General features: G+C 61.0%; 22 protein-coding genes and 1 riboswitch. Of the genes, 16 read left to right on the forward strand and 6 right to left on the reverse strand.

What is annotated here, in order from left to right; translation table 11 throughout:
* Positions 1-34: 34 nt before the first annotated feature.
* The 4 genes from hldE to A8O26_RS05770 all read left to right on the forward strand — a co-directional run bounded on the left by hldE (position 35) and on the right by A8O26_RS05770 (position 4,128).
* Entirely contained in the window at positions 35-1,456 is a 1,422-nt protein-coding gene (gene hldE, locus A8O26_RS05755; protein ID WP_064117158.1) for a bifunctional D-glycero-beta-D-manno-heptose-7-phosphate kinase/D-glycero-beta-D-manno-heptose 1-phosphate adenylyltransferase HldE, read from the forward strand.
* Positions 1,457-1,586: 130 nt separating this feature from the next.
* A complete protein-coding gene (locus tag A8O26_RS05760; protein WP_064117159.1) occupies positions 1,587-2,561 on the forward strand; it encodes a glycosyltransferase in 975 nt (324 codons plus the stop codon).
* Positions 2,562-3,269, forward strand: coding sequence for a hypothetical protein (locus A8O26_RS05765; RefSeq protein WP_064117160.1), 708 nt, complete (start codon positions 2,562-2,564; stop codon positions 3,267-3,269). It begins immediately after the preceding gene.
* Between the two features lie 58 nt (positions 3,270-3,327).
* Positions 3,328-4,128: a hypothetical protein gene (locus A8O26_RS05770; protein WP_064117161.1), complete on the forward strand. Its 801-nt coding sequence runs from the start codon at positions 3,328-3,330 to the stop codon at positions 4,126-4,128.
* A 6-nt stretch (positions 4,129-4,134) separates the two neighbouring features.
* On the opposite strand, the gene A8O26_RS05775 is transcribed toward A8O26_RS05770, so the two are convergent.
* From A8O26_RS05775 to A8O26_RS05790, 4 genes are all read right to left on the reverse strand, one after another.
* Complete coding sequence (locus A8O26_RS05775; RefSeq protein ID WP_064117162.1) at positions 4,135-5,100, reverse strand: hypothetical protein; 966 nt, start codon at positions 5,098-5,100, stop codon at positions 4,135-4,137.
* Between the two features lie 31 nt (positions 5,101-5,131).
* On the reverse strand, positions 5,132-5,944 hold the full coding sequence (locus tag A8O26_RS05780; protein ID WP_064117163.1) for an aldo/keto reductase: 813 nt from the start codon (positions 5,942-5,944) through the stop codon (positions 5,132-5,134).
* A complete protein-coding gene (locus A8O26_RS05785) occupies positions 5,941-7,116 on the reverse strand; it encodes an NAD(P)/FAD-dependent oxidoreductase (RefSeq protein WP_064117164.1) in 1,176 nt (391 codons plus the stop codon). The genes A8O26_RS05780 and A8O26_RS05785 overlap by 4 nt, the downstream gene beginning before the upstream one ends.
* A gap of 202 nt (positions 7,117-7,318) precedes the next feature.
* Entirely contained in the window at positions 7,319-7,651 is a 333-nt protein-coding gene (locus A8O26_RS05790) for a DMT family transporter (RefSeq protein ID WP_007915730.1), read from the reverse strand.
* A gap of 103 nt (positions 7,652-7,754) precedes the next feature.
* On the opposite strand from A8O26_RS05790, the gene A8O26_RS05795 reads away from it, so the two are divergent.
* Positions 7,755-8,657 (forward strand): LysR family transcriptional regulator, encoded by a 903-nt coding sequence (locus tag A8O26_RS05795; RefSeq protein WP_367600703.1) that lies wholly within the window; start codon positions 7,755-7,757, stop codon positions 8,655-8,657.
* Positions 8,658-8,668: 11 nt separating this feature from the next.
* Positions 8,669-9,943, forward strand: a complete 1,275-nt coding sequence (gene waaA, locus A8O26_RS05800) for a lipid IV(A) 3-deoxy-D-manno-octulosonic acid transferase (RefSeq protein ID WP_064117166.1) — start codon at positions 8,669-8,671, stop codon at positions 9,941-9,943.
* 60 nt (positions 9,944-10,003) lie between these two features.
* Here the strand turns inward: waaA and A8O26_RS05805 are convergent, their stop codons facing one another.
* Complete coding sequence (locus A8O26_RS05805; RefSeq protein WP_064117167.1) at positions 10,004-11,437, reverse strand: TolC family outer membrane protein; 1,434 nt, start codon at positions 11,435-11,437, stop codon at positions 10,004-10,006.
* Positions 11,438-11,642: 205 nt separating this feature from the next.
* Positions 11,643-11,748, forward strand: a riboswitch (TPP riboswitch).
* 146 nt (positions 11,749-11,894) lie between these two features.
* Here A8O26_RS05805 and thiC point away from each other — a divergent pair.
* Both thiC and cytX read left to right on the forward strand, forming a co-directional pair.
* Entirely contained in the window at positions 11,895-13,784 is a 1,890-nt protein-coding gene (thiC, locus tag A8O26_RS05810; RefSeq protein WP_064117168.1) for a phosphomethylpyrimidine synthase ThiC, read from the forward strand.
* A gap of 158 nt (positions 13,785-13,942) precedes the next feature.
* Positions 13,943-15,235, forward strand: coding sequence for a putative hydroxymethylpyrimidine transporter CytX (gene cytX / locus A8O26_RS05815; protein WP_064117169.1), 1,293 nt, complete (start codon positions 13,943-13,945; stop codon positions 15,233-15,235).
* Here cytX and A8O26_RS05820 read toward each other — a convergent pair.
* Positions 15,204-15,950 (reverse strand): RsiV family protein, encoded by a 747-nt coding sequence (locus A8O26_RS05820; RefSeq protein ID WP_064117170.1) that lies wholly within the window; start codon positions 15,948-15,950, stop codon positions 15,204-15,206. The two genes, cytX and A8O26_RS05820, sit on opposite strands and share 32 nt — an antisense overlap.
* Positions 15,951-16,174: 224 nt before the next feature.
* Here A8O26_RS05820 and A8O26_RS05825 point away from each other — a divergent pair, with 224 nt between their 5' ends.
* The 8 genes from A8O26_RS05825 to parC all read left to right on the forward strand — a co-directional run bounded on the left by A8O26_RS05825 (position 16,175) and on the right by parC (position 24,779).
* Positions 16,175-16,792, forward strand: coding sequence for an NUDIX domain-containing protein (locus tag A8O26_RS05825; protein WP_064117310.1), 618 nt, complete (start codon positions 16,175-16,177; stop codon positions 16,790-16,792).
* Complete coding sequence (locus A8O26_RS05830) at positions 16,783-17,235, forward strand: DUF1249 domain-containing protein (protein WP_064117171.1); 453 nt, start codon at positions 16,783-16,785, stop codon at positions 17,233-17,235. The genes A8O26_RS05825 and A8O26_RS05830 overlap by 10 nt, the downstream gene beginning before the upstream one ends.
* 99 nt (positions 17,236-17,334) lie before the next feature.
* A complete protein-coding gene (gene cpdA / locus A8O26_RS05835; protein ID WP_064117172.1) occupies positions 17,335-18,150 on the forward strand; it encodes a 3',5'-cyclic-AMP phosphodiesterase in 816 nt (271 codons plus the stop codon).
* A gap of 288 nt (positions 18,151-18,438) precedes the next feature.
* Positions 18,439-19,047 carry a YqiA/YcfP family alpha/beta fold hydrolase gene (locus tag A8O26_RS05840; RefSeq protein WP_064117173.1) on the forward strand — a complete coding sequence of 203 codons (609 nt, stop codon included), beginning with the start codon at positions 18,439-18,441 and terminating at the stop codon, positions 19,045-19,047.
* A gap of 42 nt (positions 19,048-19,089) precedes the next feature.
* The gene (parE, locus tag A8O26_RS05845; protein WP_064117174.1) at positions 19,090-20,997 is read left to right on the forward strand and encodes a DNA topoisomerase IV subunit B; all 1,908 of its coding nucleotides are present in this window, start codon (positions 19,090-19,092) and stop codon (positions 20,995-20,997) included.
* Entirely contained in the window at positions 20,997-21,986 is a 990-nt protein-coding gene (locus A8O26_RS05850; RefSeq protein WP_064117175.1) for an esterase-like activity of phytase family protein, read from the forward strand. The genes parE and A8O26_RS05850 overlap by 1 nt, the downstream gene beginning before the upstream one ends.
* Entirely contained in the window at positions 21,983-22,507 is a 525-nt protein-coding gene (locus tag A8O26_RS05855) for a retropepsin-like aspartic protease family protein (protein ID WP_007915776.1), read from the forward strand. The genes A8O26_RS05850 and A8O26_RS05855 overlap by 4 nt, the downstream gene beginning before the upstream one ends.
* 7 nt (positions 22,508-22,514) lie before the next feature.
* Positions 22,515-24,779, forward strand: coding sequence for a DNA topoisomerase IV subunit A (parC, locus tag A8O26_RS05860; RefSeq protein ID WP_064117176.1), 2,265 nt, complete (start codon positions 22,515-22,517; stop codon positions 24,777-24,779).

The following is a 24,779-nucleotide window of genomic DNA, read 5'->3' on the forward strand; positions in this document are numbered from 1 at the left end:
CGCGCCCCTGTTCATTTTGTATGTGGGTTGCTCCATGAAGTTGTCCATGCCGCGTTTCGATCAAGCCCCGGTCTTGGTAGTCGGCGATGTCATGCTCGACCGTTACTGGCATGGCGGAACCTCACGGATTTCCCCTGAGGCGCCGGTGCCGGTGGTTAAGGTCGAGCAGATCGAAGATCGTCCGGGCGGTGCCGCGAACGTTGCCTTGAACATTGCCGCGCTGGGTGCGCCGGCGTCTCTGGTCGGTGTGACCGGCGACGACGAAGCCGCCGACAGCCTGAGCAACAGTCTCAAAGGCGCGGGCGTACGTGCCCTGTTCCAGCGCATTGCGCACCAGCCAACCATCGTGAAGTTGCGGGTCATGAGCCGGCACCAGCAACTGCTGCGTATCGACTTTGAAGAACCGTTCGCCACTGATTCCCTGGCCTTGGCCTCGCAGGTCGACGATCTGCTTGAAGGCATCAAGGTGCTGGTACTCTCCGATTACGGTAAAGGCGCACTGAAAAACCATCAGGCGCTGATTCAGGCTGCACGGGCGAAAAACATCCCGGTGCTGGCCGACCCGAAGGGCAAGGACTTCTCGATCTATCGAGGTGCCAGCCTGATCACGCCTAACCTCAGCGAATTCGAAGCCATTGTCGGCGGATGCATCGACGAGCACGAACTGGTGAGCAAGGGCGCGACGCTGATGCACGACCTTGAGCTCGGTGCCCTGCTGGTGACCCGTGGTGAACACGGCATGACCCTGCTGCGCCCTGATCATCCGGCGCTGCACCTGCCAGCCCGTGCCCGTGAAGTGTTCGATGTCACCGGTGCCGGCGACACGGTCATTTCCACCCTGGCCGCAGCGATTGCCGCCGGTGAAGAGTTGCCCCACGCCGTTGCGTTGGCCAACCTGGCTGCTGGCATCGTGGTCGGCAAACTCGGTACGGCCGCCATCAGTGCGCCCGAACTGCGTCGCGCCATTCAGCGTGAAGAAGGTTCCGAGCGCGGTGTGCTGGGGCTTGAGCAGTTGCTGCTCGCCGTCGCCGATGCCCGCGCGCATAACGAAAAAATCGTTTTCACCAACGGCTGCTTCGACATCCTGCATGCCGGGCACGTGACCTATCTGGAACAGGCGCGGGCCCAGGGCGATCGCCTGATTGTCGCGGTCAACGACGATGCTTCGGTCAGCCGCCTGAAAGGGCCGGGACGACCGATCAACAGTGTCGATCGGCGGATGGCTGTGCTGGCAGGCCTTGGCGCGGTGGACTGGGTCATCAGTTTCCCTGAAGGCACCCCGGAAAACCTGCTGCGCGAGGTCAAGCCCGACGTGCTGGTCAAGGGCGGCGATTACGGCATCGATCAAGTGGTCGGCGCTGACATCGTCTGCGCTTACGGCGGCACCGTGAAAGTGCTTGGACTTGTGGAAAACAGCTCGACAACTGCGATTGTCGAGAAGATTCGCAGTCGCTGATCAGATGAATTTTTACCGATGTGTACTGCGTGTGAACGGATTTTGCCTTGGGGATTTTACCGTTTCCGTTGATGTCGGCAGCTGTGAATCCGATGCGCTTGCCTGCCTACGTCGCGTGGTCGATTAATTTATGAAAGTCATGCTCTTGGTGATGGACGAGCAGCGGGTCATTCTCGACCGGCTCTACGACATCGTGCAGCAGAACTGTGATGAATGTTTCATCTTTCGTCTGAGCAAACAGCAGCAGTTGAACCTGGGATCTTTTTTGGCCTCGGTTGATTATCAGACGTTTGATCGCGTGGTGATTTTCTCTCGGGTCAAGCGCCTGGCCACGCAACTGCAGGTGCTCAAATGCATACCCGGGCTGGTGTTCCTTGAGCACGACGCCTATCAGAACTACATGCCGGCGAGTAAGTACAAGGGCGTGTATTCACGTCTGTATCGTCGTCTGCCGAGCTGTCGGGCGCTGGTGTCCGGTGCCGTCGTCGCCCGCAAGATGCTTGCGGAAGGCATCGACACGGTGTTCGTTTCCAAGGGTTATGACGAACAGATGCTGCGCAATACCGGCGCGGTGCGCGACATTCCAATCGGCTTTCTTGGCAGCCTGAAAAGCACCGAGTACGCCGAGCGCAAGGCGCTGCTGGAGTCCCTCTCCAAGCGCACCGGCATGCTGGTGACCCGCACCAAGTCGGGCGCGGAATACCTGGAAACGCTCAATCGCATCAAGATCTTTGTCAGTGCCGATATCGGCATGAACGAATTCATGATCAAGAACTTCGAAGCGATGGCCTGCGGTTGCGTGTTGCTGGCCTGGAGTCAGGGCGAGGAAGATCAACTGCTGGGCTTCGAAGACATGCACAACACGGTGTTCTACCGCAGCGAAGATGAGGCCGTGGAGAAGATCAAACTGCTGCAGGACAACCCCGAGCTGGCGCAACAGATCGCCCGCAACGGCCAGGCCTTCGCAGAGAGCCGCTATTCCTTTGCCCGCGTCGGCCAGGCCCTGGCAGCGCAAATCCAGCGCGAAATGCGCCCATGGCAGCCACCTTCTGCGTTTACGCGGTTGTGGGTGAAGCTGCGTCATGGAATGAAGGTGCCGGTCTGAATGAAGGAGCATGAATCGCTGCCGTCCAGCGAGTACATGGCGCTGGATGCGCTGCCCGGTGGTGACCAGTCTGTTCTGCAAGCCTTGCCTGAGGCACTGCGCGAGAGCCTGAGCCGTGCGGCGCGGGTGGTCCTGATTGCCAATAACCCGGCGATCACCGCGGCGGATTTTCAGGCGCTGAACATCGGCGCCAATGACATCGTCGTCAGCTTCAATACCTGCATCAAGGCGCCGCTGCTCAATACGCAGAGCGTCAATGTTTTCGTGCACGGCTACAACGCGCCGGACGCGTATTTTTTCGGCCTGCCGTGCGGGCCGGACGTGCAGCACCTGTTCGATCAGGCAAGCGAGCGCTGTTTCACCATGCTGGTTGGCTGCGCCGCACCGATGTGTCCGTTGCCGCGAGTGGCCATGTACTGGGATCGTATCCCGTTGCCGCCACTGTGGAATTACCCGGTCGACCGCCCGGGAGGCAAACGCTATGTCGGGCCTTCCACCGGGTTCAATACCCTGGTGTTGTTCGACTGGCTGCGCGGCCACGTCGGTTACACCTACCAGTTGATGACCCTGGGTTTTTCCAACGAGGCAGGCAAGCTGTGGGGCGGCCATGCCTGGGACTATGAGCGCGCCTGGCTGCAGAAGTCGGACGTGATCGTGGTGCCGTTACAACCTCGTCGCTGGTGGCAAAAGCTGTTTCGACAGCAGTAAACGAGATTCTGTATCCGGGTGCCGCCGGGCACGAACTACTTTCAAAAGGTGCTGTTGCGTGTTGAAAATTGCCGTGGCCTTTTTCGGGATTCCGAGAAACTCACAGATCTGTTTCCCCTCCATCGAACAGAACGTCTTGGCGCAGTTGCCTGCGGGCAGTGACGTTAAGTGCTTTTATCATTTGTATAAAATCGATGAAGTGCAGAACACGCGGTCTGGCGAAAAAGGCGAGCTGGCAGCGGACAACTACCAGCCCTTCGAGTCGATGACCGGTGCGCTGACCTCGACCGAGGGGGTGCTGGAGCGTTGGGATTTCGAGCAGGTCAAAGCACAGGGCGATACCTGGGCTGATGACTTCGCGTCGCTGCGCAATCTGATCTATCAACTCAACTCACTGCACACGGTGACCACGATGATGGAGTCCTTCAACCCGGACTTCGTCGTGTTCGTGCGGCCGGACAACTTCTTCCACACGCCACTGCCCGGCTACGTGTTCAACCATCCTCAAGCCCGTCGACACAACGCGTACATTCCGGACTGGCAGTGGTGGGGCGGCCTCAATGACCGTCTGGCCATTTGCGGGCGCGATACTTACGTTGCTTATGGCAAGCGGATTGAGCGCATTTTCGATTTCTGCAAAGCGACAGGCAGAAAGCTGCATTCCGAGCGCCTGCTCAAGTTCGCACTGCTGGAGGCTGGCGCCAGGGTTTGCACGTTGAAAACCCAGGCCTCACGGGTGCGCATCACCGGTGCTTTTGCCGAAGAGTCGTTCTCGCCCAAGCGCGGCATGGGCAAGCGCGAAAACCGCTATTTCCATTTCTTCGCCACCTTGCGCACCTGGTGGGATCGCCGACGCTAGCGTCGGCTATTTGCTCGCGTGCTTCTTGCCCAGGCCGACCAGGCGCAGGGCTTTGATGCTCAACTGCTTGAGCCCTGAACGCGGGGCTTTTGCCGGTTGCAGCCCCTGTTGCACCAGCCAGTCTTTCCAGCGAATCCGCTCTTCACGCACGACCCAGCCGGTCTGAGTGGCGAAGCTTTCGGCGAGGTACAGGCCTCGGGTGCTGGCGGGCACGAGTTTGTCGCGCTTGAGTGTGTACAGCTCGGCCAGCGGCGCGCCGTCCTTGAGCGGCATCAGGTATAGATCGGGGCGTTTGCGGTCGAGCCGGGCCACCAGTTGGTCGCCTTCGAGTCGCTCATCGACATGGAACAGGCTCAAGGATTTGGCTTCCTTGGGCACATCCAGCCGCAAGTCGTAGATCAATTGCAGCGACGCCGTCGGCAGATGCACGTAGGCCCGCGGCCGCTCCAGCAATTGCAGATTGGCGCAACGGATCGGCCGCGCCGAGCCGGACAACGGGGTCAGGCGAAACGGCAGCGCCTCGCGATAATGCAGCGCCGTGGAGTAGGGCGCTGGCAGCCAAGTGTCGTTGAAACGGCCGCCGAGCCAGCCTTCGGGCGTTTCCAGCAAACACTCTTCGGCAATTTCCTGAATCGCCGTGTGCAGCGGGATGTTCAATTCGTGCGCCGGCACGTAGCCGGAAATCAACTTGAGGACGACGTCGCCGCGATCTTGCCGACGTTGGCGCACCAGCACCCAATAATCACGATTCTGCCAATGTAACGTCAGACGTACTGAAACCCCGAGGTTGGCGAGTTCCAGCGAGAAGCGTTCGGTGTCGGCGACGCTGACCGGTTTACGCCGCTGCAAGGTCTGCGCGAAGTTCAGCGGCATGCCGACGCTCTGATAGGTCAGGCCTTCGGGCGTGGCTTCGACGAACAATGGCAGGGTCTTGAAGTTGCTCGGGTTCTTTCTGATGAGCGTGCGCGGCATATCGGCTCCTGCTTAAGGCCGCGGGGCGGCGTCAATGACCACGAAGGACCTGGGCGACGGTCGCAACGTTGTGGGCGAGGTGCAGCGGATTGATCGTCCCGACAATAGCACTGGCTACGCCAGGTTGCGCGAACAGCAGTTCGAAGCTGGCACGCACCGGATCCACGCCCGGGCTCAAACAGACATGACCGCTGGCCAGGGCTTTTTTCACCAGAATGGCTTTGCCGTGGACAGCAGCATAGTCAATGACAGCCTTCTCGTTTTGTTCGTTCAGATTGTAGGTGACCATCGCGCAGTCGCCTTGCTCCAGTGCTTTCAAGCCACCTTCGACAGTTTTGCCGGAGAAGCCGAAGCCGCGAATCTTGCCCTCGGCCTTGAGCGCCGCGAGTGTCGCGTAAACCTCTTCGTGCTCGAGGATCGCCATGTCGTTGCCGTCGGAATGCACCAGCACCAGGTCGATAAAATCGGTTTCAAGACGTTGCAGGCTACGTTCCACCGACATGCGCGTGTGCGCAGCGCTGAAGTCGTGGTGAGACAGGCCATCGGCAAACTCTTCGCCGACCTTGCTGACGATCACCCAGTCCTGACGCTGGCCACGCAGCAACGGGCCGAGGCGTTCTTCGCTGCGGCCGTAAGCCGGGGCAGTGTCGATCAGATTGATGCCCAGATCGCGGGCCTGACGCAGCAGCATCTGCGCTTCATCATCGCCGGGAATCTGGAAACCGTTGGGGTATTTCACCCCTTGGTCGCGGCCGAGTTTGACTGTGCCCAGGCCCAGCGGCGAAACCGTCAGGCCGGTGCTGCCCAGTGGGCGGTGGAAGTCGTGCAGAGTCGCAAGGCTCATGGCAGCAATTGCTCCCAGGCGGGAACGCCCATCGGTGGTTTCGGCAGGGTCGGCAATGGTTCGGTGGCTTGTGGCTGGATGCCGTCGCGTTCAAGAGCAGCGATCACGCGGTCAGCGAAGTCTGGCGCCAGCGCCAGTTTGGTTGGCCAGCCGACCAGCAAGCGGCCCTGTTCGGCAAGGAAGGCATTGTCCGGGCGAGTCAGCCCGGTTTGCAGCGGCTCGGCGCGGTCGACGCGCAGGGTCGCCCATTGCGTGGTGCTGAGGTCGATCCACGGCAACAACTGGGCGATTTCCTTTTGCGCGGTGGCGATCTGTTCGGCCGGTTCGCGGTGCACGCCTTCGCTCTCGGCGATGTCGCCGCCCATGTACCAGACCCACTGGCCGTCAGCGGCCGGGTGGGTGGTCACGGTGATGCGCGGTTTGGTGCCGCCGCCCAGGCAATGGGCGTAAAGCGGTTTCAGGCCCGGGCCTTTGGCAATGATCATGTGCAGCGGCCGGCGTTGCATGGCCGGCTGGCTCAAGCCAAGGTCTTCGAGCAGTTGGGCGGTACCGGCGCCGGCACTGAGGACGATGCGTTCCGCGCGGATTTCACGGCCATCGACTTTCAGGCCGACCAGTACGCCAGCTTCCAGAAGAGGCTCGATGGTTTGCCCGGCGAGCAGGCCATCGCCGGCCAGATCGGCGAGGCGCTGGATCAGGCTCGGCACGTCGACCACCAGTTCGGCGAGGCGGTAGACCTTGCCCTTGAAACGTTTGTCTTGCAGCGCCGGCGGCAGTTGCTCGCCTTTGACCTGATCAACCCGGCCGCGCACGGCTTTGCTGGCGAAGAAACTGGTGAGGTTGCCCGCGAGGGTGCCCGGCGACCATAGATAGTGGGCTTCGGAGAGCAGGCGCACGCCGGACAGATCCAGCTCGCCATTGCCGGCCAGCGCCTCACGCCAGCGGCGCGGCATGTCGGCGATGGCTTCCGAGGCGCCGGTCAGCGCACCGTGCAGCGCGTACTTGGCGCCGCCGTGGATGATGCCCTGGGACTTCACACTCTGCCCGCCGCCGAGGCTGGCGCTTTCCACCAGCACGGTCGAAAAACCCTGACGGCGCAGACGCGCGTTCAGCCAGAGGCCGGCGACACCAGCGCCGACAATCAGAACGTCGGTGGAAATAACGGATGGCATGCAGCGACCTCAGTGTTCAAGACGAGGGCGCAGTATACAGACTCGGGAAAGCGCGGGATTTGTCGATGATCAACAGGCCGAACACAGAACCAAATGTGGGAGCGAGCCTGCTCGCGAAGAGGGAATGCCAGTCGACATATGTGTTGACTGATATACCGCATTCGCGAGCAGGCTCGCTCCCACAGGGGATTGTGTCTGGCGGTTAATGGCCAGCAGTTTTCGAGAACAGCTGGATCACCACGACACCCAGCACGATCAACGCCATCCCGAGCATCGCCGGGATATCCAGCTTCTGCCCGTAGATAAACAGCGCCGCGACGCTGACCATCACAATGCCCATGCCCGCCCACACCGCATAGGCGACGCCGACCGGAACGGTGCGCACCACCAGCGTCAGCATCCAGAACGCAATCGCGTAACCGACGATAACCAGCACCAACGGCAGCGGCGTGCTGATGCCTTTGACGGCTTTCATCGACACAGTGGCGATCACTTCGGCGCAGATGGCAATGGCCAGGTAGGCGTAGGCGTTCATGGTTCAAATCCTCATATGAAACGTTGCTTGCTGAGGCGGCATTCTAGAGCTTCACCAGATGCGGTAAAGTCATTACCTATCTGTTACAGCGATGGGTTGGTGAATCAGCATGCAATGGAATCTCGATCAGCTGCGAGTGTTTGTCGGCGTCGCTGAACAATGCTCGTTTTCCGCTGTGGCACGCCAGCAGCGCAAGGCGCAGTCGGCGATCAGCAGCGCGATTGCCATGCTCGAAGATGACTTGGGCGTCAGCCTGTTCGAGCGTAGCAGCGGCCGCCAGCCAACGCTCACCGAGGCGGGCGAAGCGCTGTTGGAAGAGGCGCGTGAAGTCTTGCGCCAATGCGAACGCCTCAACGGTCGGGCCATGGCAATGATGCGCGGACAGGAAGCGCAGTTGCGCGTGGCGCAAGACGAGGCGATGCCCTATCAGGCGCTGGTGGAAAGTTTCGGTGAATTGGCCGAGCAATTCCCCAGCCTTGAAGTGCAACTGACCAGCGCCGCGCAAGGCGAAGTCGCACGTAAACTGGTCGAGCGCCGGGCCGACCTCGGTCTGCTGTTTTATCATGACGAAATCCCCGAAGCGCTGGAGCGCCGCGTGCTCGGCAGCGTGGAAATGGTCACGGTCTGCGGCATCAATCATCCGTTGGCGGCACAGTCCTACGTGACCTGCCAGCAACTGGCGCAGCACCGGCAACTGTTGATGTCGACGCAAACCAGTGTCTATCCCGGCAACGAGCCGGCCAGTCCGCAGGTGTGGCGCGCCGACAGCTTTTACGTGATGTCCGAATGGCTGGTGCGTGATTTGGGCTGGGCCTGGTTGCCACGGCATGTGGTGCAGTACTCGGCATATCAGGGCTTGATGGTCGAACTCGATAGCGAATGGACCCCGCCAGCCTTGGTGGTCGAACTGGTCTGGCGCCGCGACGAGCCCCTCGGTCCGGCCGCGCGTTGGCTCGCCGAACGTTTTGCTGTGCACTTGCGGGCGATCGGCGACAAAAGCCGATAAACTCCGCCGCCATGAATAGAACTCTCTACACCGCGCTGTTTTACCTGGGGCTGCCATTGGTGGCGATTCGGCTGTGGTTGCGGGCGCGCAAGGCGCCGGCGTATGCCAAGCGGATTGGCGAACGTTTCTCCTACGGCATGCCGACACTGCAACCCGGCGGCATCTGGGTGCACGCGGTGTCGGTGGGCGAAAGTATCGCCGCGGCGCCGATGATCCGCGCCTTGCTGCAACGTTATCCACAGTTGCCGATCACCGTGACCTGCATGACCCCGACCGGTTCGGAGCGGATCCAGGCACTGTTCGCCAACGAGTCGCGCATCCAGCATTGTTATTTGCCCTACGATTTGCCGTGTGCGGCGGCGCGGTTTCTTGATCGCGCTCAGCCCAAGCTCGCGGTGATCATGGAAACCGAGCTGTGGCCCAACCACATTCATCAGTGCGCCAAGCGTGGAATCCCGGTGGCGCTGGCCAACGGGCGCTTGTCCGAGCGCTCGGCACGCGGCTATGGCCGCTTCGGCAAACTGACCGCGCCGATGCTCGCCGAGATGAGTCTGTTCGCCGTGCAGACCGAAACCGAAGCCCAGCGCTTCCGCGATCTGGGCGCGCGCCCGGAAACAGTCGAGGTCACCGGTTCGATCAAGTTCGACCTGACCATCGACCCGCAACTGCTGCAACGTGCTGCTGACTTGCGTGGCCAATGGCAGGCGCTGGAGCGCCCAGTGTGGATCGCCGCCAGCACCCACGAAGGCGAGGACGAAGTGGTGCTCGATGCCCATCGTCGCTTGCTGGCCAATCACCCGGATGCGCTGCTGATTCTGGTGCCGCGTCACCCGGAACGCTTCAACTCGGTGTTCGAGCTGTGTCAGCGCGAAGGCCTTGCCACAGTGCGGCGTTCGACCGGAGCTGATGTCGATGCGCAGACCAGCGTGCTGCTCGGCGACACCATGGGCGAGTTGCTGTTTCTTTATGCCTTGGCGGACAGCGCGTTTGTCGGCGGCAGCCTGGTGGCCAACGGCGGGCACAATCTGCTGGAGCCGGCAGCGTTGGCCAAGCCGGTGATCAGCGGCCCGCACCTGTTCAACTTCCTCGACATCGCCGCGCAACTGCGCGAAGCCGGGGCGTTGGCTGAGGTGGATGATGCCGAAGGGCTGGCGGTGGAAGTGCAGCGTTTGTTTGAATTACCGCGTGATGCGCAGCGCATGGCCGAAGCCGGGCTGGCGGTGATGCGCCGCAATCAGGGCGCGTTGCAGCGTTTGCTGGATGGCTTGGGCAGATTGATCAAGTAGAGCAAAAAGATCGCAGCCTACAGAGGAACACTTTCCAATGCAGGCTGCGATCTTTTGCTTTTAAGGGCGGGCCTTGAGCTGCGTTTCTGCAGCCTTGGCCAGATCCGGCGGGAGGAAATCCTTGTCCGGGTTGTAGTCGGCCTTCAGATAACGCCGCAGATCTTCCAGGTCACCCGGATTCAACGTCCCAGCCGCCTGCTTCAAGCGCAGGTTGTCGAGGATGTAGTCATAACGCGTGTTGTTGTAGTTGCGCACTGAGGTGTACAGCTGACGCTGCGCATCGAGCACGTCAACGATGTTGCGCGTACCGACCTGATAACCGATTTCCGTGGCTTCCACCGCGCTCTGGTTGGAGATGATCGACTGCTTGCGCGCCTGTACCTGCTCGACGTCGGTGTTCACCGCACGATGCAGGTTGCGGGTGTTTTCGACGATCTGCCGGCGCAGGGATTCGCGCTGTTGTTCGCTCTGATTGAGTTGCTCATACGACTGGCGCACTTGCGAGCTGGTCAGTCCGCCGCTGTAGATCGGGATGTTCAGTTGCAGGCCGACCGTGCTCTGCTCGACGTTGTCACGGTATGGCACGCCAAAGGCGTTCGGGTTGGAAAAGCCGAGGGCGTCGTTGTCACCCTTTTCGTATTTGGCCACCGCATCGAGGGTCGGCAAATGGCCGGCCTTGCGCTGCTTGAGGGTCTGCTCGGCGGAGCTGACCGCGTAGTTGCTGGCAAGCAGATTGAGGTTCTGCCGTGCTGCCGTGTCGACCCAGGACTTCGCATCGTTTGGTGCCGGCGGCAGGATCGGCAGCGTATGGACGATGCCCTGAATCGAGTTGTACTGACGGTTGGTCAGGGTGATCAGCGCTTCAAACGCATCATCGACCTGACGCTGCGCGACAATTCGGTTGGCCCGCGCGGTGTCGTAACTGGCTTGCGATTGCAGCACGTCGGTCTTGTCCGAGAGGCCGACATCGAAGCGCTCGTTGGACTGATCGAGCTGGCGCTTGAACGCGGCCTCTTCAGCCTTGGTCGAGGCCAGGTTGTCCTGGCTGCGCAGCACGTTGAAATAGCTTTCGGCCGATTGCAGGATCAGGTTCTGCTCGGTCGCCGACAGTTGCAGCGCAGCTTGTTCGTTGACGTCCTTGGCGGCCTGGTACTGGAACCAGCGATCGGCGCGGAACAAAGGCTGCGCCAGGGTCGCCTGATAGGAGTGCGCGCTGCGGTTGGCAGTGGCCGAAGGCTGATCGATCGACGTACGCACATTGGCCACTTCGGCACCGCCCGACAGGTTAGGCAGCAGCCCGGCGCGGGCCTGCGGCACCACTTCTTTCTGCGCACCATACTGGGCGCGGGCGGCAGCCAGATCGGCGTTGTTGTCGACCGCTTCCTGATAGACGCTGACCAGATCGGTTTTGGTCGACAAGGGCGCTTCTGCTGCCCAGGCCATTGCGTTGGACGCACAAGACACGGCAACAGCCAGTGAGAGTTTGCGCAGCATGAGGCGATCCCTAGCATTAATATTATGGAAGTAATCCGGGCGCCAAAGGTAAGGCGCAGGCCCCGCAGCGTCAAGGCGTGACGGGCAAAGCGAGTGTAGTTGCGCAAATCGATCACAACAATCGGCCCAACCTGTGTATTTGCGCCATTCATCATGGTGTTTGCTGCGGTGTTGGCGTTATTTGTCAGTTGTGTCTAGACTGGCCGGGTTCTTGTCGGGGTGCCTTGCTATGAGGCTGAGATCGAATAATTTCGGATCCCGTTGAACCTGATCAGGTTAGCGCCTGCGTAGGGAACAAGATTTCTCGTCACCCGGCGAGTCCTCTTGTGCTTCGTCCGGGAAATTGTTCGACAATCGAACGCTCGACGACGATGCACAGCACCGGTCCTGGTGCGTCCGTGCCTTTCAGGTTCTGCTCCGACAATCCACTGCCTGGATGCTGTCTGGAGAGCCCGTGATGACTACAAAATCAAAAAACGCGATCAACCTGAGTGACTCGGCCAAGGTCGACGAGCAATCGGTCAAGCCGTTCACCCGTTCGCAAAAAGTCTACGTTCAGGGCTCCCGCCCGGACATCCGCGTGCCGATGCGCGAAATCACCCTCGACGTGACGCCGACCGATTTCGGCGGCGAAATCAACGCACCGGTGACCGTCTACGACACCTCGGGTCCGTATACCGATCCGAATGTGGTGATCGATGTGCGCAAAGGCCTGGCCGATGTGCGCTCGGCATGGATCGACGACCGTGGCGACACCGAGCGCCTGGCGGGCCTGAGTTCCAACTTCGGCCGCGAACGCCTTGCCGACCCGGAACTGACCAAGCTGCGCTTTGCCCACGTCAACAACCCGCGCCGCGCCAAGGCCGGGGCCAACGTCACGCAAATGCACTATGCGCGTCAGGGCATCATCACGCCCGAGATGGAATTCGTCGCCATCCGCGAAAACATGAAGCTTGAGGTGGCCCGCGCCGCCGGCTTGCTGGATCAGCAACACCCGGGTCACAGCTTCGGCGCCAGCGTGCCGAAAATCATCACCCCCGAATTTGTCCGTGAAGAGATCGCCCGTGGCCGCGCAATCATTCCGGCCAACATCAACCACACCGAACTGGAACCGATGATCATCGGCCGTAACTTCCTGGTGAAGATCAACGGCAACATCGGCAACAGTGCTCTGGGTTCGTCCATCGAAGAAGAAGTGGCGAAATTGACCTGGGGCATTCGCTGGGGCGCGGACAACATCATGGACTTGTCCACCGGCAAGCACATTCACGAAACCCGCGAGTGGATTATCCGCAACTCGCCGGTGCCGATCGGCACGGTGCCGATCTATCAGGCCCTGGAAAAAGTCGGCGGCGCGGCCGAAGACCTGACCTGGGAGCTGTTCCGCGACACGCTGATCGAGCAGGCCGAGCAGGGCGTCGACTACTTCACCATTCACGCCGGCGTGTTGCTGCGCTACGTGCCGCTGACCGCCAAACGCGTGACCGGTATCGTTTCCCGTGGCGGTTCGATCATGGCCAAGTGGTGCCTGGCGCATCACAAGGAAAACTTCGCCTACACGCATTTCGAAGAAATCTGCGAAATCATGAAAGCCTATGACGTCAGCTTCTCGCTGGGTGATGGCTTGCGTCCTGGCTCGATTGCCGACGCCAACGATGCCGCCCAGTTCGGCGAACTGGAAACCCTCGGCGAACTGACCAAGATCGCCTGGAAGCACGACGTGCAAACCATGATCGAAGGCCCGGGCCACGTGCCGATGCAGTTGATCAAAGAGAACATGGACAAGCAGCTGGAGTGCTGCGACGAGGCGCCGTTCTACACCCTCGGCCCGCTGACCACCGACATCGCGCCGGGTTACGACCACATCACCTCGGGTATCGGTGCGGCGATGATCGGCTGGTTCGGTTGCGCGATGCTCTGCTACGTGACGCCGAAGGAACACTTGGGCCTGCCGAACAAGGATGACGTGAAGACCGGGATCATCACCTACAAGATTGCAGCGCATGCGGCGGACTTGGCCAAAGGGCATCCGGGCGCACAGATTCGCGACAACGCCTTGAGCAAGGCGCGCTTCGAATTCCGTTGGGAAGACCAGTTCAACCTCGGCCTGGACCCGGACACCGCGCGTTCGTATCACGATGAAACCCTGCCGAAGGATTCGGCCAAGGTCGCGCACTTCTGTTCGATGTGCGGGCCGAAATTCTGCTCGATGAAGATCACTCAGGAAGTCCGCGAATACGCGGCCAACCAGCGGATCGATGCGGTCGACGTGGACGTCGCCAAAGGCCTGGCGGAACAGGCCGAGCGGTTCAAGAAGGAAGGCAGTCAGCTGTACAAAAAGGTTTGATCTGACCTGAGGTTTTCGGTGCCTGTACTGGCCTCTTCGCGAGCAAGCTCGCTCCCACAGGGGATCGCATTCCAATGTGGGAGCGAGCTTGCTCGCGAAGGCGTCAGTACAGGCACCGGAGACCTCAATGACAAAAATGTCCCTCTGAGATAACACCCTTGAGCATTCAACCCAGCACTTATTCCCCCGATCTCGCCGTGCCCGCCGACAAGCGTGTATTCGGCGGTCGTGATCTGTTTTCCCTGTGGTTCTCCCTTGGCATCGGCCTGATGGTCCTGCAGACCGGCGCATTGCTCGCGCCGGGTCTGGGCCTGTCTGGATCGCTACTGGCAATTTTCCTTGGCACGCTGGTGGGTGTGCTGTTGCTGGCCGCCGTTGGCGTGATCGGCAGCGACACCGGCCTGTCGTCGATGGCCGCGCTGAAGCTCAGCCTCGGCAGCAAAGGCGCGAGCCTGCCGGCGCTGCTCAACCTGCTGCAACTGATCGGTTGGGGCTCATTCGAAATCATCGTCATGCGCGACGCCGCCAGCCTGCTCGGTACCCGCGCGTTCAGCGAAGGTTCGTTGTGGTCGAATCCGGTGTTGTGGACACTGTTTTTCGGCGCGTTGGCGACGTTGCTCGCTGTTAGCGGGCCGCTGACTTTCGTCCGGCAGATCCTGCGCAAGTGGGGCATCTGGCTGTTGCTCGCCGCGTGCATCTGGCTGACCTGGAACCTGTTCGCCAAAGCCGATCTGGCTGATCTCTGGTCCCGCGCCGGTGACGGTTCGATGCCCTTCGCCGTGGGCTTCGACATTGCTATCGCAATGCCGCTGTCGTGGCTGCCGCTGATCGCCGATTACTCGCGTTTCGGCAAGCGTGCGAAGAATGTGTTCGGTGGCACTGCGGTCGGTTTCTTCATCGGTAATTTCTGGCTGATGAGCCTCGGTGTTGCCTACACCCTGGCCTTCGCGCCGAGCGGTGAAGTCAATGCATTGCTTCTGGCTTTGGCCGGCGCCGGTCTGGGCATTCCGCTGTTGCTGATTCTGCTCGATGAGTCGGAAAACGCCTTCGCCGATATTCACTCGGCGGCGGTTTCCAGCGGGATTCTGTTGCGCCTGAAAGTCGAGCATCTGGCCTTGGCCATCGGTGTGATCTGCACGCTGATCGCCCTGCTGGCGCCGTTGGCGCAGTACCAGAATTTCCTGCTGCTGATCGGCTCGGTGTTTGCGCCGCTGTTCGGCGTGGTGCTGGTCGATCACTTCATCCTGCGCAAGCGCAGCGCTCAGGTGGCGTCAGCCGCATTGCGCTGGCCGGCGTTGCTGGCGTGGCTGGGGGGCGTGAGCACCTACCATTTGCTGGCGAATCTGTATCCGGATGTCGGCGCAACCCTGCCGGCGCTGGTGCTGGCAGGGCTGTTGCAGCTAGTGCTGGGCCGGGCTTTCAGTTACGGCCGGGAAACAGCTCAGGCTTGAGAATGCCGTTCAGACGCGGATAAGGAATCTTCAGTTCGACGTGGCCCAGCGCGTAAGGCGCAATGGTGGTCACGTCGTACTTGAGGATCACGCCGCCATAGGTCAGCGCCACGTTCGGGGTTTTCACGAACGGCCAGTTCGCCACGAACTCCGCTTCCTGGTCGAGTTTGGTGCTGATCAACCAACTGTTGTGCGCGACTTGCGCCGCTTTCCAGAACGCCTCTTCCTGACCCGGCACGAGCATGTCGGACAGGTTCAGCACCTTGTGCTGCTGGCGCGAATAGTTGATGAAGCCGCGACCCGGTGTGCCATGCGCACCGCCGGTATCGAGGTAGCTCGACACCTCGATGATCACCAAGCCGTCATGCTGCTCGCGTACTTTCGCTTGCAGATAGCTGCTGTTGCGCGGGCCGGCAGTGGCCAGGAATTGATCGCGATAGGCCGCCAGAGTCGGCGCCACCGGGGCGTTCTTTTCGGTGCGGGTCATTTGCAGCAGGCGTTTTTCGATGATGCCATCCAGCGCAGGCTCGGCCGGGAAGCGCAGGGTGTCGATGTTCACCAGTGGGCAATCAGGATTGGAACAGCCCGGTTTCAGTTGTTCCGACGCATCGCGGGTGGTTTCCAGCGGCGTGCGGTAGTTGGGTTGGAACAGGCTTGCGCACGCGCCCAAAGTCAGGGCAATGGCGGCCACGGAGGCAATTTTGAAAAGCGACATGGGCGTCCTTTCGAAAGCAAGGGAAGGCAAAAAGTTACCGCTTCGACTCTCAACGAAGCAGTCAGTTCGCCACTAAGCTAATTAGAGTGCGTTTCGCCTTCACCGTCCATCCCGCTGACGGTAAAGGGGCTGCATCAAACGGTGCGGGCGCGTTAGGATGGCGCGAAGTCGAGGTTGCCAGTCACAGGAACCTCGTAATGGATTTGCAGTAGACGAGGATGCTCATGACCGATTTTGCCAACGCCATTCCGACCGCCGTCGATATCGTGCGGCGCGAAAAATGCTACGAGGGCTTTTACAAGCTTGATCGTTTGCACCTGCGCCATGAATTGTTTGCCGGTGGCATGAGTCGCGAGATCAACCGTGAAGTGTTCGTGCGCCATGATGCCGTGTGCGTGTTGCCCTACGATCCGCAGCGTGACGAAGTGGTGCTGATCGAGCAGTTTCGCGTTGGCGCCATGGGCAAGACCGACAACCCGTGGCTGGTCGAACTGGTCGCTGGTCTGATCGACAAGGATGAACAACCGGAAGAAGTTGCTCACCGCGAGGCGCAGGAGGAAGCTGGGCTGGACATCAAGGCCCTGTGGCCGATGAGCAAATATTTCCCGTCGCCGGGCGGCAGCAACGAGTTCGTGCATTTGTATCTGGGGCGTTGCAGCACGGATGGCGTTGGCGGCCTGCATGGCCTGGAAGAAGAGGCAGAAGATATCCGCGTCACGGTCTGGGCCTTTGAAGATGCCTTGCAGGCCGTCCGCGACGGACGCATTGCCAACGCGGCGAGCATCATCGCTTTGCAGTGGCTGGCGCTGAACCGCGCCGAAGTGAGGGGGTTATGGTCGTAAACAAGTTGCGCGATCGTTATCGAGTCGACCTCGCGGGGCTGCAAGCTGCCTGCGAGGCCAACTACGCGCGCCTGATGCGACTGGTCCCGGACATGCGCAACGAACCCGAGGCGCGGCGCATTGCCGTGACCCAGGGCGAACAGATGCTTGGCGTGCTGGCCCTTGAAGTGCTGCAAACCTGTCCGTACACCACGACACTGCAAGTGCGTCAGGAACACAGTTTGCCGTGGCTGCCGGTGCCACAACTGGAAGTGCAGGTCTATCACGACGCGCGCATGGCCGAAGTGGTCAGCGCCGAACATGCACGACGCTTTCGCGGCATCTATCCTTACCCGAACGCTGCCATGCATCAGCCGGATGAAAAGGCTCAGCTCAATCTGTTCCTGGGGGAATGGCTGAGTCATTGCCTGGCGCTGGGGCACGAGTACGAAGTCGTACGCTAGTTGTGAACTGCGTCCGGTTCGCCGGTTTCCTCTTTTACTGATCCCCCAGCATAATTGCGGCACTTGATCGATTCCGTGCTTTTGCCTTGGGAGAACGCCTTGCCGAGCGTATCCACGTTGACCACCGCCGATGCGGCGCTGCTGGTGCAGTTGTCCGATAGCCATCTGTTCGCCGAGGCGGACGGCACGCTGCTGGGCATGAATACGCGCGAGAGCCTGCAAAAGGTCATCGAACGAGTGTTGGCGCAGCAGCCGCAGATCGATCTGATTCTGGCCACGGGCGATATCTCGCAAGACGGCACGCTGGAGTCGTACCAGCAGTTTCGCCAGATGAGCGCGCAGATCGATGCGCCGGCGCGCTGGATTCCCGGCAATCACGACGAACCACAGATCATGGCTCAGGCCGCAGTGCAAAGCGCATTGCTGGAGTCGGTAGTCGATATCGGTAACTGGCGCGTGACGCTGCTGGATTCCGCGGTACCGGGTTCGGTGCCGGGGTATTTGCAGGATGATCAACTGCAGTTGCTGGCGCGCTCACTGAGCGAAGCGCCGGAGCGCCATCATCTGGTGTGTTTCCACCATCATCCGGTGTCGATCGGTTGCGCGTGGATGGAGCCGATCGGTTTGCGCAATCCTGATGCGTTTTTCGAAGTGCTGGATCGTTTTCCACAGGCCCGCGCGGTGCTGTGGGGGCATGTGCATCAAGAGATTGATCGCGAGCGTAATGGCGTGCGCTTGATGGCTTCGCCTTCGACGTGCATTCAGTTCGAGCCGGGGAGTGAAGACTTCAAGGTGGGGGAGCAGGCGCCGGGGTATCGCTGGTTGCGGTTGTTGCCGGATGGGCGGTTGGAAACCGGCGTGGAGCGGGTCACCAATTTTGCATTCACCGTCGATTACGGCTCTGACGGTTACTGATTGCCAATCAAACCCCCTCACCCCAGCCCTCTCCCGGAGGGAGAGGGGGCCGACCGAGGTGTCTGGCGTCATACGCCGACCTGAAATACCGAGTCGATTATGGATTCGCCCAATCACTTTCAGGTCGGTGTATCTCTTTAATATCCCCCAATCAGTTCCCTCTCCCTTTGGGAGAGGGCTAGGGTGAGGGCAGCTCGTGCTGTCACACCAATTTATCGAGCCCACCCCCAATCCCGGCCCTTCTCCCTGTAAACTCCGCTATCTTTCGCCGACACCCAGGGAGCTCAAATGTCCGGTTCGATCCTCTATATCCACGGTTTCAACAGCGCACCGGCCTCGAAAAAGGCCTGTCAGCTGGTCGCGGTGATGGAGCGGCTGGGTTTGAGCGACAAACTGCGTGTTCCGGCCCTGCATCACCATCCGCGCGAAGCCATCGGTCAGTTGGAGCAGGCAATCGCCGAGCTGGACAGCCCGCTGCTGGTGGGAAGCTCCCTCGGCGGCTACTATGCGACTCACCTGGCCGAGCGCCATGGCCTGAAAGCCCTGCTGGTCAACCCGGCGGTCAGCCCGCACCGGATGTTCGACGGCTATCTGGGCCCGCAGAAAAACCTGTATACCGATGAAGCCTGGGAGTTGACCCACGACCACGTCACGGCGCTGGCCGAACTGGAAGTGCCGGCGCCTCAGGATGCGCAGCGTTATCAGGTCTGGTTGCAGACCGGCGATGAAACACTGGATTATCGCCTCGCCCAGCAGTATTACCGCGCCTGTGCCTTGCGCATTCAGGCCGGCGGCGACCACAGTTTCCAGGGCTTTGCCGGGCAATTGCCGGCGTTGCTGAGCTTTGCCGGCATTGGCGCCGATGTGTATCAGGCAATCGATTTCACCGCACTGTGAAGTCTTGCCCCCTATTTCATGAATGACTGACGACGAGACCCTATGGCCACTCCCAGCGCTAGCTCTTATAACGCCGACGCCATCGAAGTCCTCTCGGGCCTCGACCCGGTGCGCAAACGCCCCGGCATGTACACCGACACCAGTCGGCCGAACCACCTCGCCCAGGAAGTCATCGACAACAGCGTCGACGAAGCCCTGGCCGGCCACGCCAAATCGGTGCAGGTCATCCTGCACGCCGACCACTCGCTGGAAGTCAGCGACGACGGCCGTGGCATGCCGGTCGACATCCACCCGGAAGAGGGCGTGTCGGGCGTCGAGCTGATCCTCACCAAACTCCATGCGGGCGGCAAGTTTTCCAACAAGAACTACCAGTTCTCCGGCGGTTTGCACGGTGTGGGTATTTCCGTGGTCAACGCCTTGTCGACCGAAGTGCGCGTACGCGTCAAGCGTGACGGCAACGAATACCAGATGACTTTCGCCGATGGCTACAAAGCCACCGAGCTGGAAGTCGTCGGCACCGTCGGCAAGCGCAATACCGGCACCAGCGTGTATTTCGCGCCGGACCCGAAATACTTCGATTCACCGAAATTCTCCATCAGCCGCCTCAAGCACGTGCTCAAGGCCAAGGCTGTGTTGTGCCCGGGCCTGCTGGTCAGCTTCGAAGACAAAGGCACTGGCGAGAAAGTCGAATGGCATTACGAAGACGGCCTGCGCTCCTATCTGGTCGACGCCGTCAGCGAATTCGAGCGTCTGCCGAACGAGCCGTTCTGCGGCGCTTTCGCCGGGAATAAAGAAGCGGTCGATTGGGCGCTGCTGTGGTTGCCGGAAGGTGGCGACGCGGTGCAGGAAAGTTACGTCAACCTGATCCCGACGGCGCAGGGCGGTACCCACGTCAACGGTTTGCGTCAGGGCCTGCTCGATGCCATGCGCGAGTTTTGCGAATTTCGCAGCCTGCTGCCGCGCGGCGTGAAGCTGGCGCCGGAAGACGTCTGGGAGCGCATCGCGTTCGTCCTGTCGATGAAAATGCAGGAGCCGCAATTCTCCGGCCAGACCAAAGAACGTCTGTCGTCCCGTGAAGCGGCGGCGTTCGTCTCCGGTGTGGTCAAGGACGCCTTCAGCCTGTGGCTCAACGCCAACCCTGAAACCGGTCTGGCGCTGGCCGAACTGGCGATCAACAACGCTGGTCGTCGCCTCAAGGCGAGCAAGAAAGTCGAGCGTAAACGCGTCACTCAGGGCCCTGCGTTGCCGGGCAAACTGGCTGACTGCGCCGGGCAGGATCCAATGCGCTCCGAACTGTTCCTGGTCGAAGGTGATTCCGCCGGTGGTTCCGCCAAGCAAGCACGGGACAAGGAATTTCAGGCGATCCTGCCGTTGCGCGGCAAGATCCTCAACACTTGGGAAGTCGACGGCAGCGAAGTGCTCGCCAGTCAGGAAGTGCACAACATCGCCGTCGCTATTGGTGTCGATCCGGGCGCGGCGGACATGAGCCAGCTGCGCTACGGCAAGATCTGCATCCTCGCCGACGCTGACTCCGACGGTCTGCACATTGCCACGCTGCTGTGCGCGCTTTTCGTCCAGCATTTCCGCCCGCTGGTGGATGCCGGTCACGTCTACGTCGCCATGCCGCCGTTGTACCGCATCGACCTGGGCAAAGAGATCTACTACGCCCTCGACGAAGCCGAGCGCGACGGCATTCTCGACCGTCTGGTTGCCGAGAAGAAACGCGGCAAACCGCAGGTAACCCGATTCAAAGGTCTGGGTGAAATGAACCCGCCGCAGCTGCGCGAAACCACCATGGACCCGAACACTCGGCGTCTGGTGCAACTGACGCTGGGCGAAGACTTCGCCGAAACCTCGGAAATGATGGACATGCTGCTGGCGAAGAAACGCGCCGGTGACCGCAAGACCTGGCTGGAATCCAAAGGCAACCTCGCCGAGGTGCTGACCTGATGCGGTTTGGCTGGGCCTTGGCGGGTGCCTTGCTGCTGAGTGCGATGAGTGTTTCGGCCGAGCCGTTACAGCAATTGCGCCTGCTCGCCGAGCACCCGGTCGACGGCATGCGCGGCGGCAACCTGTCGGGGCTGGCACTGTGCGGCAATGATTTGTGGACGGTGTCTGATCGCGATGACGAGCAGATCTACCGTCTCAACACCCGCGATCAGGTCTGGCAGGCCGAAACCGTGCACATCGACGTGCCGCCGGTGCCGGACAGCGGTTTGCCGTGGGGTTTGAGTTCACGCACCTGGGCGGCGTCGTTCATCCGTGGCGGTGACCTGGATTTCGAAGGCATCACCTGCGACAGCGCCGGCAACCGCTACATCGTCAGCGAGGCCCATGCGGCCGTGCTGCAAGTACCGCCACAAGGCCCGGCATCGTGGCTGAAAATCTCGCCGATGCTGGTGAAAGAAGCCCGCGCCAGTGGCATGTTGCTGCACTTCAATGCGCTGTTCGAAGGTCTGGCGATCAATCCGGCGGGCGATCAGTTGTGGCTGGCCGCCGAGCGTGAGCGCCGTGGTCTGCTGAAGATCAAACGCCAGCAAACGGTGTGGGATTGCGAGGGTGCCTGTGTGCTGCTCAGCGAAGCCGGGGTCGAGATGCAGCCGCCACAGTTTCCCAAGGCCCGCGCCGTGACTCGCGACTTTGCCGATCTGTCGCTGTTCAACGGCAAGCTGTTTACCCTTGAACGCAACGCGTTTCAGATTTGCCGCCGCGATGCGGTGACTGCCAAAGTCGAACAATGCTGGTCGTACGCCGAAGATGCTTTGCAGCCACAGCGCCTTTATGCACAGGCTTATGGCCTGGCGGAAGCGCTGGTGGTGGACGCGCAAGGTGCGTGGATTGGCCTGGACAACAACGACGGTGTGCGTGCCGACGGCGAGAAACGCCCGATCGTCTGGCGTTTTGCCGCGCCTGACGGTGGCTGGAGCGCCAAACCTTGAGCCAGCAACCACCGGGCAAGCGCGCCGGTCGGGTGCTGATGATTCTGGCGTGGTGCGCGGCGCTGTTTCTGGCCACGCGGTTTTTCGGCCAGTGGGAGCAGCGCCAGCAGAATCCGAACGTCGTAGTCAGTTCGGAGCAGGGCGAAGGTTTTATTGAAGTGAAACTGGCTGGCAACGCCCAAGGGCATTTTGTCGCCAGCGGTCAGATCAACGGTGAGCCGGTCGAGTTCATGCTCGACACCGGCGCGACCGATGTGGCGATCCCGGCGGATCTGGCCAAGCGCTTGAAGCTGGAAGAAGGTTTCGGTGTGACCCTGAGCACGGCCAACGGCCTGAGCCAGGGCTATCGGACCAAAATCGACCGCCTGCAACTGGGCGACATCGTGCTGCGGGACGTCCGCGCACTGGTCGCGCCGGGGCTGCATGGCGATCAGGTGCTGCTCGGCATGAGCGCCCTGAACAAACTTGAATTTACTCAGCGCGGTGGCACCATGCTGCTGCGCCAGACAACAAACCGATGAGGCCTGCATGAGCAACCCCCTTGATCTCAGCCTGGACGGTGTAGAACGCCGGTCGCTGGCCGACTTCACCGAAAGTGCCTACCTCAACTACTCCATGTACGTGATCATGGACCGTGCACTGCCGCATATCGGCGACGGCCTGAAACCGGTACAGCGGCGCATCATCTATGCGATGAGTGAGCTGGGGCTGGATGCCGATTCCAAGCACAAGAAATCGGCGCGTACCGTCGGTGACGTGCTCGGTAAATTCCACCCGCACGGCGACTCGGCGTGCTACGAAGCGATGGTGCTGATGGCGCAGCCGTTCAGCTATCGCTACACGCTGGTCGATGGCCAGGGCAACTGGGGTGCGCCGGACGATCCGAAGTCCTTCGCCGCCATGCGTTACACCGAAGCACGCTTGTCGCGTTATTCCGAAGTGCTGCTCAGCGAACTCGGCCAGGGCACTGCCGACTGGGGCCCGAACTTCGACGGCACCCTGCAGGAACCGCTGGTGCTGCCGGCGCGCTTGCCGAACATTCTGCTCAACGGCACCACCGGTATCGCCGTGGGCATGGCCACCGACGTGCCGCCGCACAACCTGCGCGAAGTGGCGACCGCTTGCGTACGTTTGCTCGATGAGCCGAAAGCCACGGTCGAGCAGCTCTGCGAACACATTCAGGGCCCGGACTATCCGACCGAAGCGGAAATCATCACGCCGCGCGCCGACCTGCTGAAAATGTACGAAACCGGCAAGGGTTCGGTGCGCATGCGCGCCGTGTACCACGTCGAGGACGGCGACATTATCGTCACCGCGCTGCCGCACCAGGTCTCCGGCGCGAAGGTGCTGGAGCAGATCGCTGCGCTGATGCAGGCGAAACCGTCGAAAGCCCCGCAGATCGCTGACCTGCGCGACGAATCCGACCACGAAAACCCGTGCCGCATCGTCATCATTCCGGTCAACAGCCGCGTCGATCACGAAGCGCTGATGCAGCATCTGTTCGCCAGCACCGAGCTGGAGTCGACCTACCGGGTCAACGTCAACATCATCGGTCTGGACGGCAAGCCGCAGCTGAAAAACCTGCGCGCGTTACTGGTCGAATGGCTGGAATTCCGCGTGCAGACCGTGCGTCGCCGCCTGCAATTCCGTCTCGACAAGGTCGAGCGTCGTTTGCACCTGTTGGACGGTTTGCTGATCGCTTACCTCAACCTGGATGAAGTGATCCACATCATCCGCACCGAGGAACACCCGAAAGCCAAGCTGATCGAGCGCTTCGCCCTGAGCGAGATTCAGGCCGACTACATCCTCGACACCCGTCTGCGTCAGTTGGCGCGCCTGGAAGAGATGAAGCTGCGCGACGAGCAGGACGAACTGCTCAAGGAACAAGCCAAGCTGCAAGCGCTGCTGGGCAGCGAAGCCAAGCTGAAGAAGCTGGTACGTACCGAGCTGATCAAAGACGCCGAAACTTACGGCGACGACCGTCGTTCGCCAATCGTCGAGCGTGCCGAAGCCAAGGCGCTGACCGAGCACGATCTGCTGCCGAACGAAAAAGTGACCGTTGTGCTGTCGGAAAAGGGCTGGATCCGTTCTGCCAAAGGTCACGACATCGACGCCACCGGCCTGTCGTACAAGGCCGGTGACGGCTTCAAGACTTCGGCGGCGGGGCGCTCCAACCAGTTTGCCGTATTTATCGACTCCACCGGCCGCAGCTATTCGGTCGCCGCGCACACCTTGCCGTCGGCGCGAGGCCAGGGCGAACCGTTGACCGGTCGTCTGACACCGCCACCGGGTGCGACTTTCGAATGCGTGTTGATGCCGGAAGACGATGCGTTGTACGTGATCGCCTCCGACGCCGGTTACGGTTTCGTCGTCAAAGGCGAAGACCTGCAAGCCAAGAACAAGGCCGGCAAAGCCCTGTTGAGCCTGCCGAACAACGCCAAGGTGATCGCGCCACGTCCGGTGGCCGATCGTGAGCAGAACTGGCTGGCCTCGGTCACTACCGAAGGTCGCCTGCTGATCTTCAAAATCAGCGATCTGCCACAATTAGGGAAGGGCAAAGGCAACAAGATCATCGGTATTTCCGGTGAGCGTGTGGCCAGTCGCGAAGAATATGTCACGGACATCGCCGTCATTCCGGAAGGCGCCACCTTGGTGTTGCAGGCCGGAAAACGTACCTTGTCGCTGAAGGCCGACGACCTCGAACACTACAAAGGTGAGCGTGGACGTCGTGGCAACAAGCTTCCAAGGGGCTTCCAGAGAGTGGATGCGCTGCTCGTCGAAAACCTCAATTAG

Source organism: Pseudomonas fluorescens (assembly GCF_001648775.1).
Classification (GTDB): Bacteria; Pseudomonadota; Gammaproteobacteria; order Pseudomonadales; family Pseudomonadaceae; genus Aquipseudomonas; species Aquipseudomonas fluorescens_M.